Origin of the sequence: Gilliamella sp. B3172, assembly GCF_026536465.1 — a bacterium.
Lineage (GTDB): Bacteria > Pseudomonadota > Gammaproteobacteria > Enterobacterales > Orbaceae > Gilliamella.
Genome location: NZ_JAFNOA010000002.1, coordinates 36,790 through 59,807, shown reverse-complemented (window position 1 = coordinate 59,807; position 23,018 = coordinate 36,790). Strand labels below are relative to the sequence as shown.

The following is a 23,018-nucleotide window of genomic DNA, read 5'->3' as shown; positions in this document are numbered from 1 at the left end:
GCGTTACTTTTTCCAATCAGTCAAGAAGCGTTGATGACGATTAAATAATAACATGACAACACCAACAATAAGCCATAGTAAGCCGACGATTTTTGCATCGTTATTAATATTTAGTAGTACCGGTAATAAAACTAAAATACCAATAACAGGTAAAATAATATCGAAAATCAAAGAAGCCACGCCATTATGACCTTTAACGAATTTAAAATAGCCTATCACTGAGACATGTAACATGATAAATGCCGTCAGTGCCCCTATATCGACAAAGGAAACTAACGTAGGGAGTCCTCGAACACTATTTGCTGCAATGGCAGCTATGCATAAATTAAAAGTGGCAGCAAAAACAATAGCGATTGTTGGCACGCCCGTTTTCTTTCCTACTTTAGATAATATTGAAGGTAAGCGTTTATCTCTGCCCATACTAAATAATAAACGACTAGCAGCAGCTTGCCCAACCATAGCAGCGAAAGAAGCGCCAATTGCTTTCATTAACCCTAAAGCCCAGCCAAGGTAAATACTAATTTCATCGTTGACGATAGTGTAGTATGCCTTTCCTTGTAATTCTGGATGATTATTTAAATATTCCGGCGTATAAGGGCTGAGTAGCGCGCCGATATAAATTTGTAAGACAAACAAGCCACCGGCTAAAATTAGACAGCAGATAATCGCTTTACTTACTAAACTCGGTTTACCACTGTTCTCTTCGGCAAAAGCAGCAATCGCATCAAAGCCTAAGAAAGATAAAACTGCCACTGAAACACCTGAAAATAAGTTTCCCCAAGTAAATAGGTCGCCGCCAATTAATGGTTGTAACCAATCTCGTTTAATTCCCGTGGTTGCCAGTATCCAGATACCGGCAATGAGCACACAAGCCAGTACCGTGATTTCAAGTATTAATATAATTAAGGTGATTTTTGCCGATTTTTTAAAACCAATAAGGTTTAAACAAGTGGTGACAACCACAGCCAAAAAAGTCCAGATCCATACAGGAATTTCAGGAATAAGCGCATTGAGCGAGATACCACTAAAGAGATAAGCTACCGCAGGAATAAACATGTAATCGAGTAACAACAACCAGCCAACCAAAAATCCCGCATTAGGATGAATGCCGGCTGAGCAATAGGCATAAACAGCACCAGCATGAGGTAATGCCTTAACCATTCTCGCATATGAACATGCCGTTAATGCCATAACAAGTGTTGCCACTATGTATACTAAGACAACAGCACCATCTGTCGACGCATCTAAAATACCATACAAACCAACTGGCGCAGCAGGTCCAATAAAGAGCAATCCCAAGATCACCAGATCTCTAAATCGCATGGTTTTATTTAACTGTTGCATAATCATTTCCATATATAGATCAATTGAAGTGATCAAAATGTTAAATGATTATTAAAATAATGACTAATATCAACTTGTTATAAATATATAACCATTTGATTTAAGCATGGTTCTTAACGTGACGCTCTAATTTCATAGCTATAAACCATTTTTGCTGTTTTTCCCAGCATAATTGATGCACTACAATATTTTTCTGAGGCAAGCTTTAAAGCTTTTTCAACAGACTCGGTTGCAATATTTTTTCCGCTTATAACAATATGAAAACGAATTTCAGTATAAACTTTAGGATGAGTCTGTGCTTGTACTTTTTCGATATCAATCCAAAAATCAGAAACATCTTGTTTGGCAGTTTTCAAAATGGCGAGAATATCATAAGACATACAGCCAGCAGCGCCATGTAGAAGTAGCTCCATGGGGCGTGCACCTCGATTTCGTCCACCATGCTCAACGCCACCATCCATGACTAAAGCATGACCACTTGCTGTTTCACCAATAAAACCAAAGTCATCAATCCATTTCAAACGATCTTTCACTTTTTTATTCCTTCTATATCAAGTTAATGGTTAAAGTTTAAGTACTAACATAATTTATTTTATTAATTATGTCACTGATTTACTGATGATGTTGCCATTAAGTTAACTTACTGCTGTTTTATTTATAAAAGTATTAATTGAAAAAAAGTAATAAATGCAATTAATATAGGATAATTCATTCAATGCTCACAATAAATACTCAGTTGTTTTATCTATTGTTTTTCATAATGATTAAAAACTTAAACAGCAATTAATAGGCATTATTCAAAGGCTTTATTATGATTCTTGAATTTTTGATCTTAATTTTTATCGGCGCAGTAGCCGGGCTATTAGCGGGTATGCTCGGTATTGGTGGAGGCGCATTAATTGTTCCGGCTCTTATTTTCTCCCTTGATTATTTCGATCTTGGTGGGCATTGGACGAGTCATATCGCTGTGGCATCATCGTTAGCGACAATTATCGGCACGAGTTTGTCTTCCAGTTGGTTGCATAATAAAAATCATAATATTGAATGGTCAATTTTAAAGAAAATGGTGTTAGGTTGCATTATCGGAACGATTGGCGGTTCATATTTGACGCCTTACATTCCCGGAATGTGGCTAAGAATGATATTTGTTATTTTTCTAACTTATATAGGTTTAAAGTTTATTTTTAAAACTCGCAATGTTGCTAACAATCAGACTAATGAAGTGGCTTTATTGGGTAATCATATTTATGTTATTGTTGGTGCGCTTATCGGTATTTTTGCTGCGCTGGTCGGCATTGGTGGTGGAATTTTAGTTGTGCCCTTTTTGAAAAAATGTGGTGTTAATATGCGTAAAGCAATCGGCACCTCAGCAGCCTTTACACTACCTGTAGCAATTGGCGGGACAATTGGCTATATCATTGCGGGCTGGAATATTGCTGATTTACCGCCTTACAGTCTTGGTTTTGTCTATTTGCCGGCTGTTATTGCTATTATGTTGGCAAGTATACCCATGGCCAAAGTGGGGGTGCAACTTGGGGAAAAATTATCAATCGATAAGCTAATTAAGTTTTTTGGGGTATTTTTGCTGTTAATTGCAGTTAAATTATTGTTATCTTAAAAAAGCATAATTGTTTGATAAAACGAAACGAATTTAAAGCAAAAAAGGTCGCAATGCGACCTTTTTAAGTTCAATAGTGCTAACTAGCAATTGCTATCTAGCATCTTTAACAGCTAAACCTAAATGCCATACTGCCATTGCATAATGCGTGCTGTGATTATAACGGGTTATCACATAAAAATTCGGTAAACCATACCAATATTGATAACGATCACCCATATCAAGGCTTAATAAGCTCACTTCTTTATGTCCATCGATTGAACTTTGCGCTTTCAGCCCTGCTTTATTGAGTTTCTCTACTGAATATTTAGTACTAAAGCCTGTTTCTAAAGAAGGAGCTTGACCATCAGCTTTTACCGCCACTTTTTTATCTTTTTGCCAGCCGTGCGCTTTAAAATAGTTGGCAACACTCCCAATTGCATCTACCGGATCCCATAAATCAATATGACCGTCGTTATTAAAATCAACCGCATGATTTCTAAATGCTGACGGCATGAACTGACCATACCCCATTGCACCAGCAAATGAGCCACTTAAATCGAAAGGATCCACTCCTTCATCCCGACACATAATTAGATAATCTTCCAGTTCGTTAGAAAAGTATTGAGCACGTCTTGGGTAGTAAAATGCCAATGTAGATAAGGCGTCGATGATTCTCGTTTTACCCATTACTCTACCCCAACCTGTTTCAACACCGATAATACCAACAATAATTTCTGGCGGTACACCATATTGTTTATATGCTTGTTGCAACTCTTTATTGTATTTATTCCAAAAATCTACACCTTTAGGTAGATTACTTGGGGTAATAAATTTATTTTGGTAACGAATCCATGCACCATTTGGTCCCGTTACTGGCCCCGATTTTGGTGCTTGTTTATCCATTAAATTAATCACCCAATCAAGCTTATTGGCTTGCGCCAGCACATCACGTAATTGTTGGCGATCGAAACCATGTTTTTTCACCATTTTATCGATAAATTTTTCTTTATCTGTCGCTAATTGAGCGTTTTTCGGTTCAGGCCGATTATGATCTTTTTCTAAATAGACACCACCGGAGACATTTGAATGCCCGCGGTGCGCAACCATTGGTGACGTTTGTGTTTTCTGGCTACTACAAGCAGCAAGCGATAAAATCATAACTACACTAATAATGAGACGTTGCATAAATTATCCAAAATTAAATTAATTAAGAAATCGACAATATCATAAATTATTACTTGTTATTCAACAATATTCGGACAAGATTTTCCTTCCGATACTTGTTCAATATTGGTTAACGTTGTCTCTGAAATATTCAATAAGGCTTCTTGAGTTAAGAAAGCTTGATGACCAGTAAAAATAACATTATGACAGGCTGATAAACGGCGGAATACATCATCTAAAATGACATCATTGGATTTATCTTCAAAAAAGAGGTCTCGCTCATTTTCGTAAACATCCATACCTAGCGCACCGATTTTGGTCTGTTTTAAAGCATCAATTGCCGCAGTTGAGTCAAGTAAACCACCACGGCTGGTGTTGATAATCATCACGCCATTTTTCATTTTGTTGAAAGATTCTTTATTTAATAAATGATAATTTTCTGGTGACATCGGGCAATGTAAGGTAATCACATCTGAATTTGCATATAATTCATCTAATTCGACATACTTTGCACCGAGTTGAACTGCTGCATCATTAGGATAGGGGTCGTGCGCTAATATGTGCATGCCAAAACCTTTTAAAATCCGAATGACCGCTAAACCAATTTTACCGGTGCCAATTACGCCAGCAGTGCGATTATGCATATTAAATCCGGTTAAACCGTCTAATGAGAAGTTAGCATCACGAGTACGTTGATAAGCTTTGTGTGTACGACGGTTAAGGGTCATCATTAAAGCAACCGCATGTTCAGCAACAGCTTCTGGCGAATAAGCTGGCACGCGAACAACGGTAATGCCCAATTTTTTGGCTTCAGCTAAATCAACATTATCAAAACCCGCACAACGTAATGCTAAAATTTTAACGCCATAATGGGCTAATTTTTGTAATACTTGTTTATTTACTTCATCATTTACAAACACACACACCGCATCGTAATCTTGCGCAGTCACAGCCGTTTTATGACTTAATTTGTGCTCATAAAACTCAAGATCGAATTTAAATTTTTTATTCGCAATTTCTAAGTATTCTTTGTCGTAATGTTTACTGCTAAATACAGCAACTCTTATTGTTTGTTTCATTTTACTGCCTCTCTAATAGCGTAACGGTTAATGTTGACTAGTTTGATTTTCCATTTTTATACTGAAACGTATACATTTTCTGAAACTTCTTGACAAACATAAAATTTGAATAGGTATTGAAAAATTGGTTACAGATTGGCAAAACTAGTTTTTAATTGATTCTTTACAGTAATAACGCTTTATGCCGGCTTTAGCAATTATTTTTTTTATTACTGTGTTATCATAGCACTTTGCTAAAAACTAACCAATAAAGTTAAATAATGAATGATACGCAACATTCCATTTTAAAAACTGTTTTTACCACTAAAATGCTGATCTGTATTTTTACTGGTTTTGCTTCAGGGCTTCCTTTTTATATATTATTACAACTCTTACCGGCATGGCTGGAAAGTGAAGGGATTAATATACAAACAATCGGCGTTTTTTCATTGACCCAAATTCCTTATATCTTTAAGTTTGTTTGGGCTCCATTTATGGACAGAATCTCACTTTTTGGCTTAGGTCGGCGACGAGGTTGGATGTTAGCGTCCCAGATGACATTACTAGCCTTTATTGCGATATTAGGTTTTTTATCGCCCTCATTAAATATCTGGTTAATCGCTCTTATCAGTTTTATTATAGCCCTTTTTTCAGCGACACAAGATATCGCACTTGATGCATTTAGGCGAGAGTTATTGCTGGATAATGAATTGGGTCTTGGCAATAGTATCCATACCAATGCTTATCGTATTGCAGGCTTAGTACCGGGTACATTATCGCTGATATTATCCAATTATTTACCATGGAATAGTGTGTTTATTATCACTGCACTTTTTATGCTTCCGGCCATTATCATGACTTTAATGGTTAAAGAGCCCCCTAATCAAGCACCTAAAAATCAAAGTATTGAAGATATTATTACCAAACCATTTAGCGAATTTATTACCCGTAATGGTTTAAAATCGGCCATGTTAATTTTAGCCTTCATTTTTCTCTATAAATTAGGGGATAGCATGGCTACTTCGTTGGCAACACCTTTTTATTTAAAAATGGGCTTTAGCCGTTTAGACCTAGGCTTGATTGCCAAAAATGCATCGTTATGGCCAAGTGTATTTGGCGCCTTAATCGGTGGTATACTGATGATTAAAATTGGCATTAACCGTGCGCTCTGGTGTTTTGGCGTAGTTCAAGTTGTTTCTATTTTTGGTTTTATTTGGCTATCTATTCAAGGACCATATACAGTCATAAATTTAGAACAAAAAATTTCATTAGCTTTAGTTATAGGGTTTGAGGCATTAGGAGTAGGTTTAGGCTCAGCAGCATTTGTTGCATTTATCGCCAAAACGACAAATCCTCTTTATACAGCAACCCAATATGCTTTATTTTCCAGTATTGCATCAGTCCCCAGAACATTAATTAACTCAACCACCGGATTTATGGTCGCCTATTTAGGATGGACGACATTTTTTATTTTATGTGCAATTTTAGCTATACCCGGTATGTTATTATTATTTAAAGTTGCCCCATGGAATACAAAATCTCAGGAGAATAATAATGGACAAATTAACTCAAGCATTTAATTTTAGACACGCATGTAAAAAGTTTGATACGACTAAAAAAATAAGCCGTGAAGACATTGAATATATCTTAGAAGCCGGGCGACAATCTCCTTCAGCATTTGGGCTTGAGCCTTGGCACTTTGTTATTATCGACAATGACAAAATAAAAAAAGAGTTGCGCACGGTGTGCTATAATCAGGAGCAAGTCACAAGTTGCTCACATTTTGTTATCGTGCTTTATCGTAAAGCAAATAATTTCACGCTACAAAGCGAATACTTTCGCCGAACAGTTGCACGCACACTACCCGATACTGATGATCAAACAGCGATTGATAACACCTGCCAATCAATTATAAATTTTTATAATCATGGATTAGCCAATGGCTTAACGATTGATCATGCTTGTGAAATGCAAGATTATATCGCTTGCGCTAATATGTTAACAGCAGCGGCCTATCGAGAAATCGATTCTTGCACAATCGGTGGATTCCAATATGACGGTATTGTTCAAATATTAGAAAAATATATGCCTAAATTTAGCGCTGAAACCTTTGGTATTGGGCTTTGTTTGGCTTTTGGTTATCGTATCAATGAGCCAACCGAGCACGTGCGTTGGTCTCTTTCTGAAATCACAACCCACTTATCTGAATAATTGACTGGTAACTTTCCCGGTCGTCGCAAGGCGACTCGGAAAGACTCATCAATGTCCAATACCCGATTTCAATTTTAAGTTATTAATGACCAATTCATACATACGCTAAAAATCTAAAGCTCAACATAATATTTCAATTTTCTGGCGAAAATGGTTAATAATGTCAAAACAATAATGGCTCTGGCATAAGTTGTTTTGGATTGTAAATATGACTTTTGTTTTTAAGCCTATATCACTTCCTTTAATTACAGCCGAAGAGCCAAATAGACGGGTTAGTAAAACTTTATGTTTGGAAAAGTAGAGATGAATCTTAAATCTAAAAAATAAATCAAATTTATGTTGTTAATCAATTACTATTGCCCTAGCCTATTGCTGCAATAATCATTTTTTTTGCACGAAAGAGCTTGATAATGTTAGACTTATCAACCACTAATCGTTTCAATTTTGCTTAATAATGCCGGAATGTTTGAAAGGAAGGAATTAACATAATGAAAACTAAACATGCACGTTTATTAATACTTGGTTCTGGCCCTGCCGGTTATACAGCTGCTGTCTATGCCGCACGCGCTAATTTATCGCCAGTACTCATAACCGGTACGCAACAAGGCGGTCAACTTACCACCACGACAGAAATCGAAAACTGGCCAGCAGGCGCTCCTGAATTAACCGGCCCGGAATTAATGGTAAAAATGAAAGAGCATGCAGAAAGATTTAATACTGAAATTATTTTAGACCATATAGATCGGGTTGATTTTAGTCGCAAACCATTCAAACTTTTCGGCAGTGAAACCCAATACAGTTGCGATGCACTTATTATTGCAACTGGTGCATCAGCACAATACCTTGGCTTACCCTCAGAAGAAGCGTTTAAAAGTAAAGGCGTTTCAGCCTGTGCAACTTGTGACGGATTTTTTTATCGAAATCAAAAAGTCGCTGTTGTAGGTGGTGGTAATACAGCCGTTGAAGAAACACTATATTTGGCAAATATCGCCAGCGAAGTCCATTTAATTCACCGCCGTGGTAGCTTTAGAGCTGAAAAAATCCTAATGGATCGATTGGCTGAAAAGGTCAAAGAAGGCAAAGTTATTTTACATACTCATCAAATTGTTGATGAAGTACTTGGTGATAATATGGGCGTAACGGGTGTGAGACTGCGAAGCACACAAGATCCTAACTTAACCGAAGAGTTAGCGGTATTAGGTCTATTTATTGCAATTGGGCATAAACCCAATACCGATATTTTCGAAGGTCAACTTGAATTGAAAGATGGCTACATTAAAGTTAAGTCGGGCACACATGGTAATGCAACCCAAACAAGTATAGAAGGAATTTTTGCCGCTGGCGATGTAATGGATAATATCTATCGTCAAGCGATTACTTCGGCAGGAACAGGCTGCATGGCCGCCTTAGATGCTGAACTTTATTTGGATAATATTAAGTAAATAAAACAGTCCATGTCATTAGATAAAAAACGTCAAACTTACTTACTTAGCTGGTTGAAACAACACGCAAAAAAATACCAATCAAATCTGCGTGCCTCGATTTTAACCGGCTTTATCTTGACTCTTTTCATGATTGCTCAAGCTGCATTGCTTGCCACTATTTTACAAAAAATAATCATTGAACAAGTTAATTTCTCAGAAGTTTTAATCTACTTCTTGCTATTAATTGTCATCCTATTAGCGCGAGCAATATTGATCTATTTTCGGGAAAAAATTAATTTTGCTTTGGGCAGAAAAGTACGTAATCAAATTCGGCAGGATTTAATTAATCAATTTGAAGCACTGGGTCCAGCTTATTTAAATCAAAGTACCACTGGTGCCTTAAGTACTTTAGTTATTGAACAAGTTGATAATCTGCAAGATTTCTTTGCGCGTTATTTACCACAAATGCGATTAGCCAGTATGGCGCCTATCATAATTTGTATCGCAATTTTACCTTTTAATTGGGCTGCGGCGGCTATTTTATTTTGCACTGCCCCACTTATCCCAATCTTTATGATTTTAGTTGGTATGGGCGCTGCCGATATTAATCGCCGGCACTTCAAAGCATTAGCCTATTTAAGCGGACATTTTTTAGACCGGTTAAAAGGTTTAAGCACTATCCGATTATTTAATCAAGGTGAAAAACAGGCGAACGAAATTAAAAAAGCGTCAGAAGATTTTCGAGTTAAAACCATGCAAGTGCTTAAAATGGCATTCTTATCTTCAGCAGTTCTAGAGTTTTTTGCCTCTATCTCAATAGCTGTTGTGGCGGTTTATTTTGGTTTTTCCTATTTAGGCGAGTTCGATTTTGGCTCATATAGTGGCAGCGTAACTCTCTTTGCCGGTTTTTTTGCCTTAATTTTATCACCTGAGTTTTTTCAACCATTACGCGATCTTGGTACCTATTATCACGCAAAAGCTGAAGCGATTGCCGCGGCAGACAATATTGAAACTTTTTTAACGCAAAAATCAGCTAAACAGCAATTTGATAATGCTACAGCAACAATTGATTTTAATGATTCGCTACAAACCATTGAAGCAGATAACTTAATTGTGTTATCAAGTGAAAATAAGCCGATTGTTGGTCCATTATCTTTTACGCTTAAAGCGCCGTTTAAATTGGCTTTAATCGGTACCAGCGGTGAAGGTAAAACGTCGTTGATGCAGGTGTTATTAGGATTTTTACCCTATCAAGGCTCATTAAAAATTAATGGGATTGAGTTTAATCAGTTAACATTGTCAAGTTGGCAAAAGCAGATAAGTTGGATTGGTCAAAATCCTTATTTAATTAACGGCTCAATACGTGAAAATATTTTACTTGGTAATCCAAATGCCACCGATCAGCAGCTGGCATCTGTCATTTCACAAGCGCAATTAGCGGAAGTTATTGCTAAATTACCCAATGGATTAGATACTCAAGTGGGCGAAGATGCCATTCGTTTATCGGTAGGGCAAGCACAACGTATCGCACTGGCAAGAGCGATGCTAAAACCATGTCAACTACTTATTCTTGATGAGCCGACCGCCAGTTTAGATAAACAAACGGTGCAAAATTTAGAACATCATAATATTGCAACCAACAGTATAACAATTACTCACCAAAATGAGGATTTGCATTCGTATGATTCAATTTGGCAACTTTCTAAAGGGCTTTTACATTGTCATATCAAGGAGAGTTTATGATAGCAACATTACGCCCCTATATTGCACTTTATAAACACTATTTTTGGCAAATTTTACTCGGTTTGTCGTTGTCGATACTTACCCTTTTTGCCAGCGTATTTTTACTTTCGTTATCTGGCTGGTTTTTAGCCTCTACGGCTTTTGTTGGGGTCGCTGGACTCTATACTTTTAACTATATGCTACCGGCTGCTGGGGTACGTGGCGCTGCAATCACTCGTACAGCTTCACGTTATATGGAGCGGTTAGTTGATCATAATACGACTTTTCAAATTTTGTCCTATTTAAGAACGCTTGCTTTTCAAAAGATTTTACCGCTTAGTGCAAACCAATTATCTCAGTACCAACGTGCCGATTTACTCAATCGCTTTATTGTCGATATCGATGCGCTTGATCACTTATATTTAAAACTTTTCTCACCGATTATCACTGCTCTAATCACTATTGGCGTGATGTTTATTGCACTTAGTCAGATTAATCTACCTGTTGCATTAATTATTACCATTGTGCTGACACTTACTTTACTGGTCGTGCCGGTGGTTTTTTATTATGCAGGTAAGCAATTAGGTGAAACACTTGCTAAGCAACAAAGTGAATATCGCTTATTGTTGATCAATTATTTACAAGGACAAGCTGAGTTGACACTATTTAACGCTCAGCCTCGATACCGGACTAAATTAGATCAATTAGAATCAAGCTGGCTAAATAACCAGCAAAAACAGTCAGCATTAATGGCATTATCAAGCGCATTAGTCCTACTTATTACAGGAATTTTAACACTGCTCGTACTGTGGTTAATTACTCAATATACCCTATCACCTATAGTTGCGCTATTTGTGTTTGTCTGCCTTGCCAGCTCGGAAATTTTAGCTCCAATCCCAACTGCCTTTATTTTCTTAGGGCAAGTATTAACTTCTGCGAAACGTACAACAGCAATATTTAACCAAAAACCGGAAATTGAATTTATCCCGCATGGGCAATCACTGAATTTAAGCACTGCTAAAGTGCAATTTGATAACATCAGTTTCAGCTACCCTAATCAACCATTTGCCGTATTGAGCAATTTTTCATTAACCGTCAATGCCGGTGAACATGTTGGCTTAATAGGCAAAACAGGCTGCGGAAAATCGACTTTGTTAAATTTAGTTACCCGCAGTTGGCAACCCGATGCTGGGCAGATCTACATCAACGATGTCGCAATTGATGAGCTCGATGAGCCAACGCTTAGACAGGCCATTGCAGTTGTTCCGCAAATTATCACGATTTTTAGCGATAGTTTACGACAAAATTTATTAATTGGTAACAGCTCAGCTTCTGATCAGCAGCTAATAGAAGTCTTACAGCAAGTTGAGCTCGACAAGCTCCTTACTACTGAGCATGGTTTAGATTTACCCCTTGGACAGGGTGGGCGCTCGCTATCGGGGGGCGAAATTCGCCGCATCGGTATTGCCAGAGCACTACTGCATAATTCACCATTAATATTAATGGATGAACCGACAGAAAGTTTGGATCAGCACACTGAACAACAAATTATTCAATTAATTAAACAGGTTTGCCTTGATAAAACATTGCTAATGGTCACGCATCGTTTGACTGATAATCCGTTATTTGATCGAGTCATTTCGCTCTAATGGAATAGAATGCAAAACAGCGGTTTTATACTTTAACGTATAGTAAATCTGAAACTTCTTGTCAAAAAATGATTGCTTAGGCTGATCTGCTCGCTATTTTTAAAAATATGCTATACTAGCGCTTTATTTATTCGAATAGAGAGTTTATTTTGCAACAATCGTTACAAGATTTTATTATAGATAAAATTGATGATCTAAAAGGTCAAGATATCGTAACTCTTGATGTACGTGGTAAATCAAGTATTACTGATTATATGATTATTTGTACTGGCACATCTAATCGTCATGTAGCATCAATCGCCGGTCATTTACTTGACGAAGCGAAGAAACACGGGCACCTTGTATTAGGTAGTGAAGGCCAAAACGATGCCGATTGGGTCGTGGTTGATATGGACTCAGTTATTGTACATATCATGCAAGAACAGAGCCGCCAACTTTACGAACTCGAAAAACTTTGGAGTTAATGGCGTGAAAATACAGCTTATTGCTGTTGGCAATAAAATGCCGAGTTGGGTCATTACCGCCTTTGATGATTATCGTTCTCGATTTCCTAAAGATATGCCATTAGAGCTTATTGAAATACCAGCCGGCAAACGTACTAAAAATGCTGATATCGCCCGTATATTAGACAAAGAAGGCGAACTTATGTTAAGCGCATGCGGCAAAAGTAACCGTATTGTGACTTTGGATATTCCGGGTAAACCTTATACCACCCACAATTTAGCTGAGCAGTTGGAACGCTGGAAAACAGACGGTCGAGATGTTAGTTTATTAATTGGTGGCCCTGAAGGTCTATCACCTGCATGTAAAGCTGCCGCTGAACAAAGTTGGTCACTCTCACCACTTACTTTACCACATCCTTTGGTGCGGGTGATTGTTGCTGAAAGCTTGTATCGAGCATGGAGTTTAACCACTAATCATCCTTATCATCGGGAATAAGAGCAATAAAATGAGCGCAGTTATTTTAGATTTGCAAATTGCCACCGAGCATAATGAAAATTTACCCACCGAGCAGCAGATTATGCAGTGGTTGGAAGTCATTTTGCCACAATTTATGGAAAATGCTGAAATTACCATTCGTATCGTTGATGAGCAAGAAAGTCAGCAATTAAACAATACTTATCGTCATAAAGACAAACCAACTAATGTGCTGTCTTTCCCTTTCGAGTCACCGATTGAAATTGATATACCTTTGCTTGGCGATTTAATTATTTGTAAACAAGTGGTTGAAGCCGAAGCGAAAGAACAACACAAATCATTATCTTCACATTGGGCACATATGATCGTTCATGGCTGTTTGCATTTATTAGGCTATGATCATATCCTTGACGAAGAAGCTGAAGAAATGGAAAATATCGAAATTGATATTATGAATCAATTAGGATTTGATAACCCTTATCAACCAATTGGCTAAATAAACTTTTTAATATTACTTCTATCAACTAAATAGAATCTTTAAAACAACAAGACAGAAAGGAAAAGAGCAAATGAGTGATGACAATCACCGGAGCCCAAAAAAAGGGTTTACTTTATGGTTAAGTCAGTTATTCCATTCAGAACCAAAAGATAAAGAAGAACTGATTGAAGTGATTCGTGAAGCAGAAGAAAACGAGCTTATCGATCCTGACACCCTTGATATGATTGAAGGTGTAATGGATATAGCCGAACAGCGAGTTCGCGATATCATGATTCCCCGCTCTCAAATTGTAACAATTAAAGATAATTATACACTTGATGAATGTTTAGATATTATTTCTGAACATGGTCACTCCCGATATCCGGTAATTACTGAAGATAGAGATCATATTGAAGGTGTTTTATTAGCCAAAGACTTACTTATCTATATACGTCAAGGCGTTAATGATTTTGATTTAAAAAAGATCTTAAGACCAACTGTAGTTGTGCCGGAAAGTAAGCGTGTCGATCATATGCTCAAAGAGTTTCGTATGCAGCGCTACCATATGGCAATGGCGATTGACGAATTTGGCGGGGTATCGGGACTTGTCACTATCGAAGATATTTTAGAGCTTATTGTCGGTGATATTGAAGATGAATACGATGAAATTGAAGATCGTGATATCCGTCGCTTAAGCCAATCGGTTTACACCGTGCGCGCACTTACACCAGTTGAAGATTTCAACGAAATTTTCGCCACTTCATTTAGTGATGATGAAATGGATACAATTGGTGGATTGGTGATGCAACATTTCGGTCGTTTACCTTTACGTGGTGAAAGTATCACAATTGACGGCTATCAATTTAAGGTCACAATTGTTGATAGAAGACGAATAATTCAATTACATGTCACCATACCTGATGGCGCAACCGTGCCAAATTTAGAGATGCCGGAGCATGCTTAAACAGATTTTATTCAGTCTAGTATTTGGTGCCATTGCTGTTTTTAGCTATGCGCCTTTTCACATCTGGCCTTTGGCGTTTGTGTCATTTGCCGGACTGTTATGGTTAATAGCAAACAAATCCAAAAAACAAGCTTTAGTTCTAGGACTTTGCTGGGGTATTGGATATTTCTCAGCTGGCATTCACTGGATATATTTCAGTATTAAACAGTATGGCGAACTCCCCTCCTTTATTGCCGTTATTATTTTAGGTTTTTTAATTTTATATTTATCACTCTTTCCAATGCTGTTTGCTTTCCTTATTCGCTTAGCTGATAGAGTGGCTAAACCATTTACGTTTAAACAACTGGTACTGATAATGCCAATTGTTTGGCAAATAACCGAATTTTTACGTGGTTATATTCTTACTGGTTTTGCTTGGCTACAATTCGGTTACAGCCAACTTGATAGCCCATTACGGAACTATTTTCCAATTGTGGGGATTGACGGGCTTAATCTTATTTTCACCATTTTATGTGGATTATTAGTTTTTAGCTTACATAAGCTGATTAAAACAGTCCAAAAATGGCACGCATTTGGTGCAATTATTGCACTGTTAGTGATCTTAATTGCACCAATTTCACTCAAAAATATTCAATGGACAACTATTGATAATCAGCGTTCAGCCAATTTTGTTTTAGTGCAAGCAAACATTGCTCAGTCAATACGTTGGTCATCTGAGCAACTGAATAATACATTACTAACCTACGCTAAGCTGACCGAAGACAACTTAGATAAAAACAAAATTATTATTTGGTCTGAAGCCAGTATCACCGATTATGAACTCAACCAGCAACCCTATTTGCAATATATTGATAATCAAGCCAGAGCGAATGATTCAGAGGTCGCTGTAGGAATTATTGATTACCGCTTTAGTCAATTTGGAAACAGCCCAACTAGCGAAGTTTATAATAGCTTGATCGTGTTAGGAGAACCAAAACCTTATCAATATCCAACAACTAATCGCTATCAAAAACACCATTTAGTGCCATTTGGTGAATTCACGCCTTTAGAATCCGTACTTCAACCTTTGACCAATATGCTCGATATTCCTATGTCCTCGATGCAACCGGGTGGAGTAAACCAACCGCCACTGACCATGAAAGGATTTAAATTTACCACTGCTATCTGCTATGAAATCATCTTATCTGATTTAATGTGGCAGAATTTCACGCCTGATACTGATTTTTTATTAACCGTTTCCAACGATGCGTGGTTTGGTGACAGCATTGGGCCTAAGCAGCATTTGCAAATGGCGCAAGCTAGAGCATTAGAGTTTGGTAGACCGTTAATTCGCAGTACCAATAATGGTATTACAGCGATAATAGACCATAAGGGTAATATCATTAAACAATTACCTCAATTTAAAACTGATGTGTTAATCGACACGATTTCACCCACCACAGGTCTAACTCCTTATGCCAAATGGGGAAATAAACTCTATTTTTTAATCATATCTTTTATGCTTATCTCACTTTTTATAAAAAAACGTCATAATTAGTAAGACTGGCACAATTATTGCTTATATGTAATTGGTTTCTAAAGAAATTGGGTAAAAATCTATTGTTAAAATGCCAGAATCTGACGTTGTATCTAGCTCCAATTATCTACAAATAAATAGTAAAAAGTACTTTTATGCTAAAAAATAAGTTATAATATACGCCCTTTGTAAAAATATTAAATAAATTTAATATGATACAAATTAAACAGTAGGAGATGAGTATGAACAAGAAGACAAAATTAACCAAATTAGTATTATCATTTGCAATGTTAGGTCTAATTAGCGGATCAGCGGTTGCAGAAGAACTAACTGGTACTTTAGCCAAAATTAAAGATAGTGGTGTGATTGTTGTTGGTCATCGTGAATCTTCTATTCCATTTTCCTACTATGGTGAAAAACAAGAAGTCATTGGCTATTCACAAGATTATTCGAATCTGATTGTAGAAGCAGTTAAAAAAGAGTTAAATTTACCAGATCTAAAAGTAAAATATTTACCTGTTACTTCTAAGACTCGTATTCAACTACTTAATAACTACACTTATGATTTTGAATGCGGTTCGACCACTAACAATCTTGAACGCCAAAAAACGGTTGATTTTTCAAACAGCATCTTTATTGTTGGTACACGTTTCTTAGTGAAAGCTGATAGCGACATTAAAAGTATTGAAGATCTTAAAGGTAAAAATGTCGTTACCACAGCAGGTACAACTTCTGAAATTCGTTTAAATCAAATCAATAGTAAAGAAGACTTAGGCATTCGTATTATTACGCCAAAAGATCATGGTGATGCATTTAATGCTCTTGAAACTGGTCGTGCAGTAGCATTTTTAATGGATGATGCTTTGCTTGCTGGTGAACGTTCTCGCGCAATTAACCCAACAGAATGGAAAATTGTTGGCGAACCGTTATCTTATGAATCTTATGGCTGTATGTTAAGAAAAGGCGATACTCAATTTAAACAATTAATGGATAAAACCATTGCTGATGCTCAAAAATCAGGAAAAGCACTGGAATCATATAACAAATGGTTTACTCAACCAGTACCGCCAAAAGGCGCAAATATGGATCTGGAAATTTCACCTAAAATGGTTGAGCTTTTTGCAAATCCTAACGATAAAGCATTAGATTAATACTTTTCTTATTCTTTCTAATCCTGTGTACTAAATGTAATTGGCATTTAGTACATAATCTAATTTAGTGAATTAAATATATTATGAGTTTTAATTGGACACTATTTTTTGAACCCACCCCTTATGGTGACGGAATTTACCTAAACTGGTTGTTGGACGGTATTTTTGTCACAGTTTCATTAGCCGTTACCGCATGGATTATTGCATTTGTGTTAGGGTCTTTTGTCGGTATATGCAGAACATTGGACAACAAATTTTTAAATAAATTTGCTGCTGGCTACATTCAGCTGTTTCGTAATATTCCCTTACTTGTTCAAATGTTTTTATGGTACATGATACTACCTGAATTATTGACCGGGAGTTTAAAAACTTGGTTTATTTCGGGATTATCACCAAATATCAGTTCATTTATTACAGCATCAATTGCTTTAGGTTTATTTACCTCTGCTCGTATTGCTGAACAGGTCAGAACCGGTATTCAAACTTTGCCAAAAGGACAAAGATATGCCGCAATTGCGCTTGGTTTAACAAACCGACAAGCTTATCAGTACGTATTATTACCAAATGCTTACAGGCGTATTATTCCACCATTAACTTCGGAAATGACCAATATTATTAAAAATTCCTCTGTTGCATCAACCATTGGGTTAATTGACTTGATTGGGCAAATTGATCGCATCAATGAATCGACCAATAGTATTGTTGAAATATTGTGTGGTGTAACAATTGCCTTTATGCTTATTAACTATGCTGTACTTACCATTATGCGAATTGTTGAGAAACATACTCGTTTGCCAAACATGAGTCACGGAGGATAATATGCAGTTATATACTTGGATTGCCAATATACCTTCACTGGTAAGCGATAATTATCATCTATTATTAAGCGGATTATGGTTAACGACTAAAATTACCTTGATTGCTGTTATTTTCGGCATTATTTGGGGAACAGTCTTAGCATTAATGCGCCTATCAAATAATAAATTTCTTAATATTTTTGCAAAATGTTATGTTAATTTATTTCGTTCCATTCCATTATTATTAGTATTGTTATGGTTCTATTTAGCGTTACCACAAGTAATAAAATTCGTCTTTAATCTGCCGCCTTATGCAGATGTACGGATTGTCTCAGCGATGATCGCTTTTGCCCTCTTCGAAGCGGCATATTATTCAGAGATCATTCGTGCTGGTATCAATGCAGTTACTAAAGGCCAATATCACGCCGCCTATGCACTCGGTATGACAAAAGGTCAGGCTATGCGTTTAATTATTCTGCCGCAAGCATTTAGATCGATGGTGCCACTATTATTAACTCAAGGTATTATCTTGTTCCAGGATACTTCGCTTGTTTATGTCATGAGTTTAATAGACTTATTTGGTGCCAGTGTGACACAAATCGGTAATGTACAAGGTGGTACAGTTAAATATTCAATGATTATATTTGCAGCGGCAAGTTACTTTATAATTTGTTTTACTGCTTCACGTTTAGTTAATTATTTCAAGAAAGGGATAAGTCGATGATCTCCTTAGAAAATGTATCAAAATGGTATGGACAATTTCAAGTTTTAAAAAACTGTAGTACCAAAGTCGGTAAAGGCGAAGTTGTTGTTGTTTGTGGGCCTTCAGGTTCTGGAAAATCCACACTAATAAAAACGGTAAATGGTTTAGAGCCAGTTCAACAAGGTAAAATCATTATTGATGGAACAGAAGTAACGAGCAAATCCACTAATTTAGCTAAATTACGTTCTAAAGTGGGTATGGTATTCCAACATTTTGAACTGTTTCCACATTTAACAATTTTAAAAAATCTTACGCTTGCTCAAATCAAAGTATTAGGTAGAGCTGAAGATGAAGCTCGTGAGAAAGCCCTAAACCTTCTTGAACGAGTTGGCTTACTTGCCCACGCTGATAAATACCCTGCACAGCTATCGGGTGGTCAGCAACAACGTGTTGCTATTGCTCGCGCACTTTGCATGGATCCAATCGTTATGTTATTTGATGAACCAACATCAGCGCTCGATCCAGAAATGGTTAACGAAGTACTTGATGTTATGGTTGAGCTTGCGTATGAAGGCATGACAATGATGGTTGTAACCCACGAAATGGGCTTTGCTCGAAAAGTTGCGCATCGTGTCATTTTTATGGATGCCGGTGAAATTATTGAAGATACCTCTAAAGAGCAATTCTTTACCAATCCTCAATCTGATCGTGCTAAAGACTTTTTAGCCAAGATTATTCACTAATCAATTACACAGGGCAAATTGCCCTGTTTTTTTATATCTCGCAATATTTGTAGTTTTTAGTTCGCCGTTGGGATTGTGCTACAAGCCTCAAAACGTAATATTACGATTGTTTATTTTCTAATAAATTAACTAATCCGCTATGTCTAACGGTTTGTGTTTTGATTGCTTGTGATAAGATCTGTTCATTAGCGTAAATGGATACAGATTTTTTAGCACGTGTAATTGCTGTATAAAGCAATGAACGATTGAGCAGTGGTGAATAATCGGTAGGTAAAATAATATTGACCTTATCAAACTCTGAACCTTGAGATTTATGAATCGTCATCGCATAAGCTGTTTCATGCTCCGGTAGTCGAAAAGGCGAAAATCCTTTAATCGATTCGTCAGCAAAAGGAAAATAGACTCGCAGTTTAGTATTATCATGTTCTGCCATTAACGTAATGCCAATATCGCCATTATATAAGCCTAACGATGAGCTATTACGCAAGATCATAATTGGGCGGCCAACATACCAAGCTTCTTTGTTTTTCAAATGAATTAATCTTTTTTTGGCTAACAGTGATTCGATTTGTTTGTTTAATCCTTCAACACCAAACATGCCTTCACGTACCGCGCAAAGTAACCGGTACTGAGCAAATTTTTCTAAAATGTCAGCAATATCATTATTGCCTCTAGGATTGATAGCAGTTAAATAACTTTTATAATGGTCAACACAATCATGCAATACTGCTTCATATGCGTGCTGGGAAGTCAAAAGGTGGTAATGAATATCATGAAATAATCTATCAGCTAAAAGCTTTTTAGCGGTGGCTACTTGCCCTTCTTTAACCGCATTAGCCAGTAATCCTATTCCGGATGATTCATTGAATCGATAGCTCTTTTGTAATAAACAAATACTATCGGTTATTATGGCCACTTGTTGGCTCGATGGAATAGCATAACCCGTTAGTTGGCTTAATTGTTCTGCACGAGCGGGGCTATACCCGGTTGAGATAAATTCACATAAGTCACCAAATACTGCGCCGGCTTCAACTGAGGAGAGCTGATCTTTATCACCTAATAATATCAAGCGTGCGTTTTTAGGCAAAGCATCGATAATTCTTGCCATCATATTTAAATCAACCATTGATGCTTCATCTACCACTAACACATCAATATTCAAGGGATTATTTTTATTATAACTAAATTCACGATTATCTGCCTTCGCACCAAGTAATCGATGTAGCGTCACTGCTTCAGCTTTAATGTTTAAATGATCAAAGGAGAGTTGCGAAATAGCACGACTAAGTGATTCTGTCAGTCTTGAAGCAGCTTTACCCGTCGGTGCAGCGGTCACAATTCTTGCACTCGGTTGAGTTAAGACGATTCCGGCTAAAATTTTTGCTACCGTGGTGGTTTTACCGGTTCCCGGCCCGCCGGATATAATAGCAACTTTACGAGTCAATGCCACCGCAACGGCAACTTTTTGCCAATCAATAAAAGTTTGGCGGTCGGTAAAAAGTTGGTCTAATATTAACTTTAAATCAACATTGTTCCCTGAATTTTCAGTCAACTCATTACAATTAAAATACTGTGCTACTTGCTTTTCATCGTGCCACATTCGTTGAAAATAAAGTTTATTATCGATAAGAATAAGGGGGGAAAGTTTAGAGCCATCACTCACAACTTGTGTATGTTGAGCATGATCTAATGCATCTAGCCAATCCTTTGTTGTAGGTGAAGCTAAATCCAGCCAGACATCTGGCGCTATAGTTTGTTGGTTCAAGTTGGTAAGATCAAGGCAGACATGCCCTGACCTTACCTCTTTACTCAGTGATAGCACCAAAAAGCTAAAACGTTTGAGGATTAACTCATCATGCAACTTAGCTTTGTTAGTTAAAAACACAACCAAATGAATATCAAGCAAACTGATTTGGCTGTCTTGTTTAAATTGGTTTAACCACTGATTTAGCATACTTTGTTTCTGTTTTAATGAAATTATAACCCTATTATATCGTCAACTCGATCTTTAGGATAAGTCAGTTTGAAACTTAAATTTAGAGTTTTACTTTCACTTGGGTTTAACTTCAATTGCCACGAGAGTTTGCCTGTTGTTTGGTCATATTCAGCGCCATCATATTTGGTATCATTAAGTGATATAATTTTATCTCTAATTACCGGTAGTTGGTCATAAACCATAATATCTATCGGTAATGATTTAGCATTTTTTACATCTATAGTATAAGCATATTTTTGTGTAATATCGTTACCAAAAAATGAAGGTTTAGATGTTTCATTCACATTGCGATTACGTGAAACATAAATATTTTTATCATGTCCCAGAGCAATATCAAGTGTATCTGGCAAATCCTCAGTATTAATAGAACTCTCACCAATATAATTACCCGCAAAAAATACTGTTAATTTACCTGGTAGGAGATTAAGTTTTTCCCAATCTGCGACTTTTGCTTGCAAATAAACACCATTATCCAATTTTGGTAATGCAACATATTGATATTTTGCTTCAACTTCTTTAGTTTGCAAAGTTAGCATATTATTTTTAGAATTGGATTTTATAGTATTGGGTAAATTAACCTTAAAAATGGTATTAATACCTAAAGTATTAACCGTAACATTATTTACATTTGAATTAACTTGATTCGAATAACTCCTGTAACGATTGCTGTCGTCCAAGACGACGTCAGCTGCCAGTTTTTTATACCCTTTACTGCTCACCGTTTCAATATACCATGGCAGGAAAAAAGGAGCAGTTATCCCTTTACTTGGATTAGATGTGGATAAAATAAAATCAACATTTTTCCAATCCAGGCCACTATTTTGATAAATATCAGCTTTATATGTTAAATACATTGGTGAATTTATATCATCAACTCGTACTTCATATGCAGGACTCCAACCAGCAACATTGGTGACATAAGATAATCTAATTGGTAAAGTGATATCTTTATTCGAATAAACCGTCACATTAATTGCATTAGTTGAGTTTTTGGTTGATTCTTCTAAATTCGTAATCTCCTCTTGGCATTTTAGAATTTGCTCTTTCAATTGGTCGATTTCTTTCTGTAATTTGTATTCTTCACTTAAAGCAGTAATTAAATTAGTTTTAATAAACTCCAACATATTTTTTAATTCAGTTACATTACTATTTGCCCCTTTTGATAGCAATTCCAAATGATTTCCACGTAAAAGAGTGACTTGTTCGGTTGTTGCTTGCAGTTGAATTTCAGTGTTATCGTATTTTTCTTGTAACTGTTTTAACTTTTCAAGTAATGGCTTTGCATCGTCGTTTTGTTTATTATCAATATAATTTTCATTTAATGACGTTGATAAAACTTTTACGTCATTATCGTCAAATCCTACATTAATGGAGTTAGCTCTTGTGCCATTGGCAATATTGGTTAAAACTAATTGATTTTCACCTTTTTTTAATGAGACCCTAGACTCTCCTTCCAATTCTGCACCTTTCAAAAATAATGTTACTTTATTTAGCGTCACATTATTATCTGCAAAAGCACTTCCGGAGAAGCAAGCGATCAAAAGCACAACTGTTTTAATTTTCATGTAATTCCTTTCCTT

General features: G+C 36.6%; 21 protein-coding genes. 15 read left to right on the top strand and 6 right to left on the bottom strand.

Annotated elements, in window-relative coordinates:
- Positions 1–3 precede the first annotated feature (3 nt).
- Together J3U37_RS03040 and J3U37_RS03035 are read right to left on the bottom strand one after the other, a co-directional pair.
- Complete coding sequence (locus tag J3U37_RS03040) at positions 4–1,344, bottom strand: APC family permease (RefSeq protein ID WP_267373310.1); 1,341 nt, start codon at positions 1,342–1,344, stop codon at positions 4–6.
- Between the two features lie 113 nt (positions 1,345–1,457).
- Positions 1,458–1,877: an OsmC family protein gene (locus J3U37_RS03035; protein ID WP_267373308.1), complete on the bottom strand. Its 420-nt coding sequence runs from the start codon at positions 1,875–1,877 to the stop codon at positions 1,458–1,460.
- Between the two features lie 278 nt (positions 1,878–2,155).
- Here J3U37_RS03035 and J3U37_RS03030 point away from each other — a divergent pair, with 278 nt between their 5' ends.
- Entirely contained in the window at positions 2,156–2,962 is an 807-nt protein-coding gene (locus tag J3U37_RS03030; protein WP_267373306.1) for a sulfite exporter TauE/SafE family protein, read from the top strand.
- Between the two features lie 93 nt (positions 2,963–3,055).
- On the opposite strand, the gene mltB is transcribed toward J3U37_RS03030, so the two are convergent.
- Positions 3,056–4,129 (bottom strand): lytic murein transglycosylase B, encoded by a 1,074-nt coding sequence (gene mltB, locus J3U37_RS03025; protein WP_267329280.1) that lies wholly within the window; start codon positions 4,127–4,129, stop codon positions 3,056–3,058.
- A gap of 56 nt (positions 4,130–4,185) precedes the next feature.
- Positions 4,186–5,175 carry a 2-hydroxyacid dehydrogenase gene (locus tag J3U37_RS03020; RefSeq protein ID WP_220219620.1) on the bottom strand — a complete coding sequence of 330 codons (990 nt, stop codon included), beginning with the start codon at positions 5,173–5,175 and terminating at the stop codon, positions 4,186–4,188.
- Positions 5,176–5,447: 272 nt separating this feature from the next.
- On the opposite strand from J3U37_RS03020, the gene J3U37_RS03015 reads away from it, so the two are divergent.
- From J3U37_RS03015 to J3U37_RS02950, 14 genes are all read left to right on the top strand, one after another.
- Positions 5,448–6,746: an AmpG family muropeptide MFS transporter gene (locus tag J3U37_RS03015; protein WP_267373304.1), complete on the top strand. Its 1,299-nt coding sequence runs from the start codon at positions 5,448–5,450 to the stop codon at positions 6,744–6,746.
- Positions 6,721–7,377 carry an NAD(P)H-dependent oxidoreductase gene (locus tag J3U37_RS03010; RefSeq protein ID WP_267373302.1) on the top strand — a complete coding sequence of 219 codons (657 nt, stop codon included), beginning with the start codon at positions 6,721–6,723 and terminating at the stop codon, positions 7,375–7,377. Before J3U37_RS03015 ends, J3U37_RS03010 begins: the two co-directional genes overlap by 26 nt.
- Before the next feature lie 488 nt (positions 7,378–7,865).
- Entirely contained in the window at positions 7,866–8,819 is a 954-nt protein-coding gene (gene trxB / locus J3U37_RS03005; RefSeq protein ID WP_220219150.1) for a thioredoxin-disulfide reductase, read from the top strand.
- 12 nt (positions 8,820–8,831) lie between these two features.
- Positions 8,832–10,544 (top strand): heme ABC transporter permease/ATP-binding protein CydD, encoded by a 1,713-nt coding sequence (cydD, locus tag J3U37_RS03000; RefSeq protein ID WP_267373300.1) that lies wholly within the window; start codon positions 8,832–8,834, stop codon positions 10,542–10,544.
- Positions 10,541–12,172, top strand: coding sequence for a heme ABC transporter ATP-binding protein/permease CydC (cydC, locus tag J3U37_RS02995; RefSeq protein ID WP_267373298.1), 1,632 nt, complete (start codon positions 10,541–10,543; stop codon positions 12,170–12,172). The genes cydD and cydC overlap by 4 nt, the downstream gene beginning before the upstream one ends.
- 149 nt (positions 12,173–12,321) lie before the next feature.
- Positions 12,322–12,636 (top strand): ribosome silencing factor, encoded by a 315-nt coding sequence (gene rsfS / locus J3U37_RS02990; protein ID WP_324099755.1) that lies wholly within the window; start codon positions 12,322–12,324, stop codon positions 12,634–12,636.
- Positions 12,637–12,640: 4 nt separating this feature from the next.
- Positions 12,641–13,111 (top strand): 23S rRNA (pseudouridine(1915)-N(3))-methyltransferase RlmH, encoded by a 471-nt coding sequence (gene rlmH / locus J3U37_RS02985; RefSeq protein WP_220219147.1) that lies wholly within the window; start codon positions 12,641–12,643, stop codon positions 13,109–13,111.
- A 10-nt stretch (positions 13,112–13,121) separates the two neighbouring features.
- Positions 13,122–13,586: an rRNA maturation RNase YbeY gene (gene ybeY / locus J3U37_RS02980; protein ID WP_267373296.1), complete on the top strand. Its 465-nt coding sequence runs from the start codon at positions 13,122–13,124 to the stop codon at positions 13,584–13,586.
- A gap of 73 nt (positions 13,587–13,659) precedes the next feature.
- Positions 13,660–14,532 carry a CNNM family magnesium/cobalt transport protein CorC gene (gene corC / locus J3U37_RS02975; protein WP_267373294.1) on the top strand — a complete coding sequence of 291 codons (873 nt, stop codon included), beginning with the start codon at positions 13,660–13,662 and terminating at the stop codon, positions 14,530–14,532.
- Entirely contained in the window at positions 14,525–16,069 is a 1,545-nt protein-coding gene (gene lnt, locus J3U37_RS02970) for an apolipoprotein N-acyltransferase (protein WP_267373292.1), read from the top strand. Before corC ends, lnt begins: the two co-directional genes overlap by 8 nt.
- A 221-nt stretch (positions 16,070–16,290) precedes the next feature.
- Positions 16,291–17,199, top strand: a complete 909-nt coding sequence (locus J3U37_RS02965; protein WP_220219143.1) for a glutamate/aspartate ABC transporter substrate-binding protein — start codon at positions 16,291–16,293, stop codon at positions 17,197–17,199.
- Positions 17,200–17,282: 83 nt separating this feature from the next.
- Positions 17,283–18,017, top strand: a complete 735-nt coding sequence (locus tag J3U37_RS02960; RefSeq protein ID WP_267329272.1) for an amino acid ABC transporter permease — start codon at positions 17,283–17,285, stop codon at positions 18,015–18,017.
- 1 nt (position 18,018) lies between these two features.
- A complete protein-coding gene (locus tag J3U37_RS02955; protein ID WP_220219141.1) occupies positions 18,019–18,720 on the top strand; it encodes an ABC transporter permease subunit in 702 nt (233 codons plus the stop codon).
- A complete protein-coding gene (locus tag J3U37_RS02950; protein ID WP_220219140.1) occupies positions 18,717–19,442 on the top strand; it encodes an amino acid ABC transporter ATP-binding protein in 726 nt (241 codons plus the stop codon). Before J3U37_RS02955 ends, J3U37_RS02950 begins: the two co-directional genes overlap by 4 nt.
- 100 nt (positions 19,443–19,542) lie before the next feature.
- Here J3U37_RS02950 and recD read toward each other — a convergent pair whose 3' ends face one another.
- Both recD and J3U37_RS02940 read right to left on the bottom strand, forming a co-directional pair.
- On the bottom strand, positions 19,543–21,396 hold the full coding sequence (gene recD, locus J3U37_RS02945) for an exodeoxyribonuclease V subunit alpha (protein WP_267373289.1): 1,854 nt from the start codon (positions 21,394–21,396) through the stop codon (positions 19,543–19,545).
- Between the two features lie 23 nt (positions 21,397–21,419).
- Positions 21,420–23,003 carry a mucoidy inhibitor MuiA family protein gene (locus J3U37_RS02940; protein ID WP_267373287.1) on the bottom strand — a complete coding sequence of 528 codons (1,584 nt, stop codon included), beginning with the start codon at positions 23,001–23,003 and terminating at the stop codon, positions 21,420–21,422.
- Between the last annotated feature and the right edge of the window lie 15 nt (positions 23,004–23,018).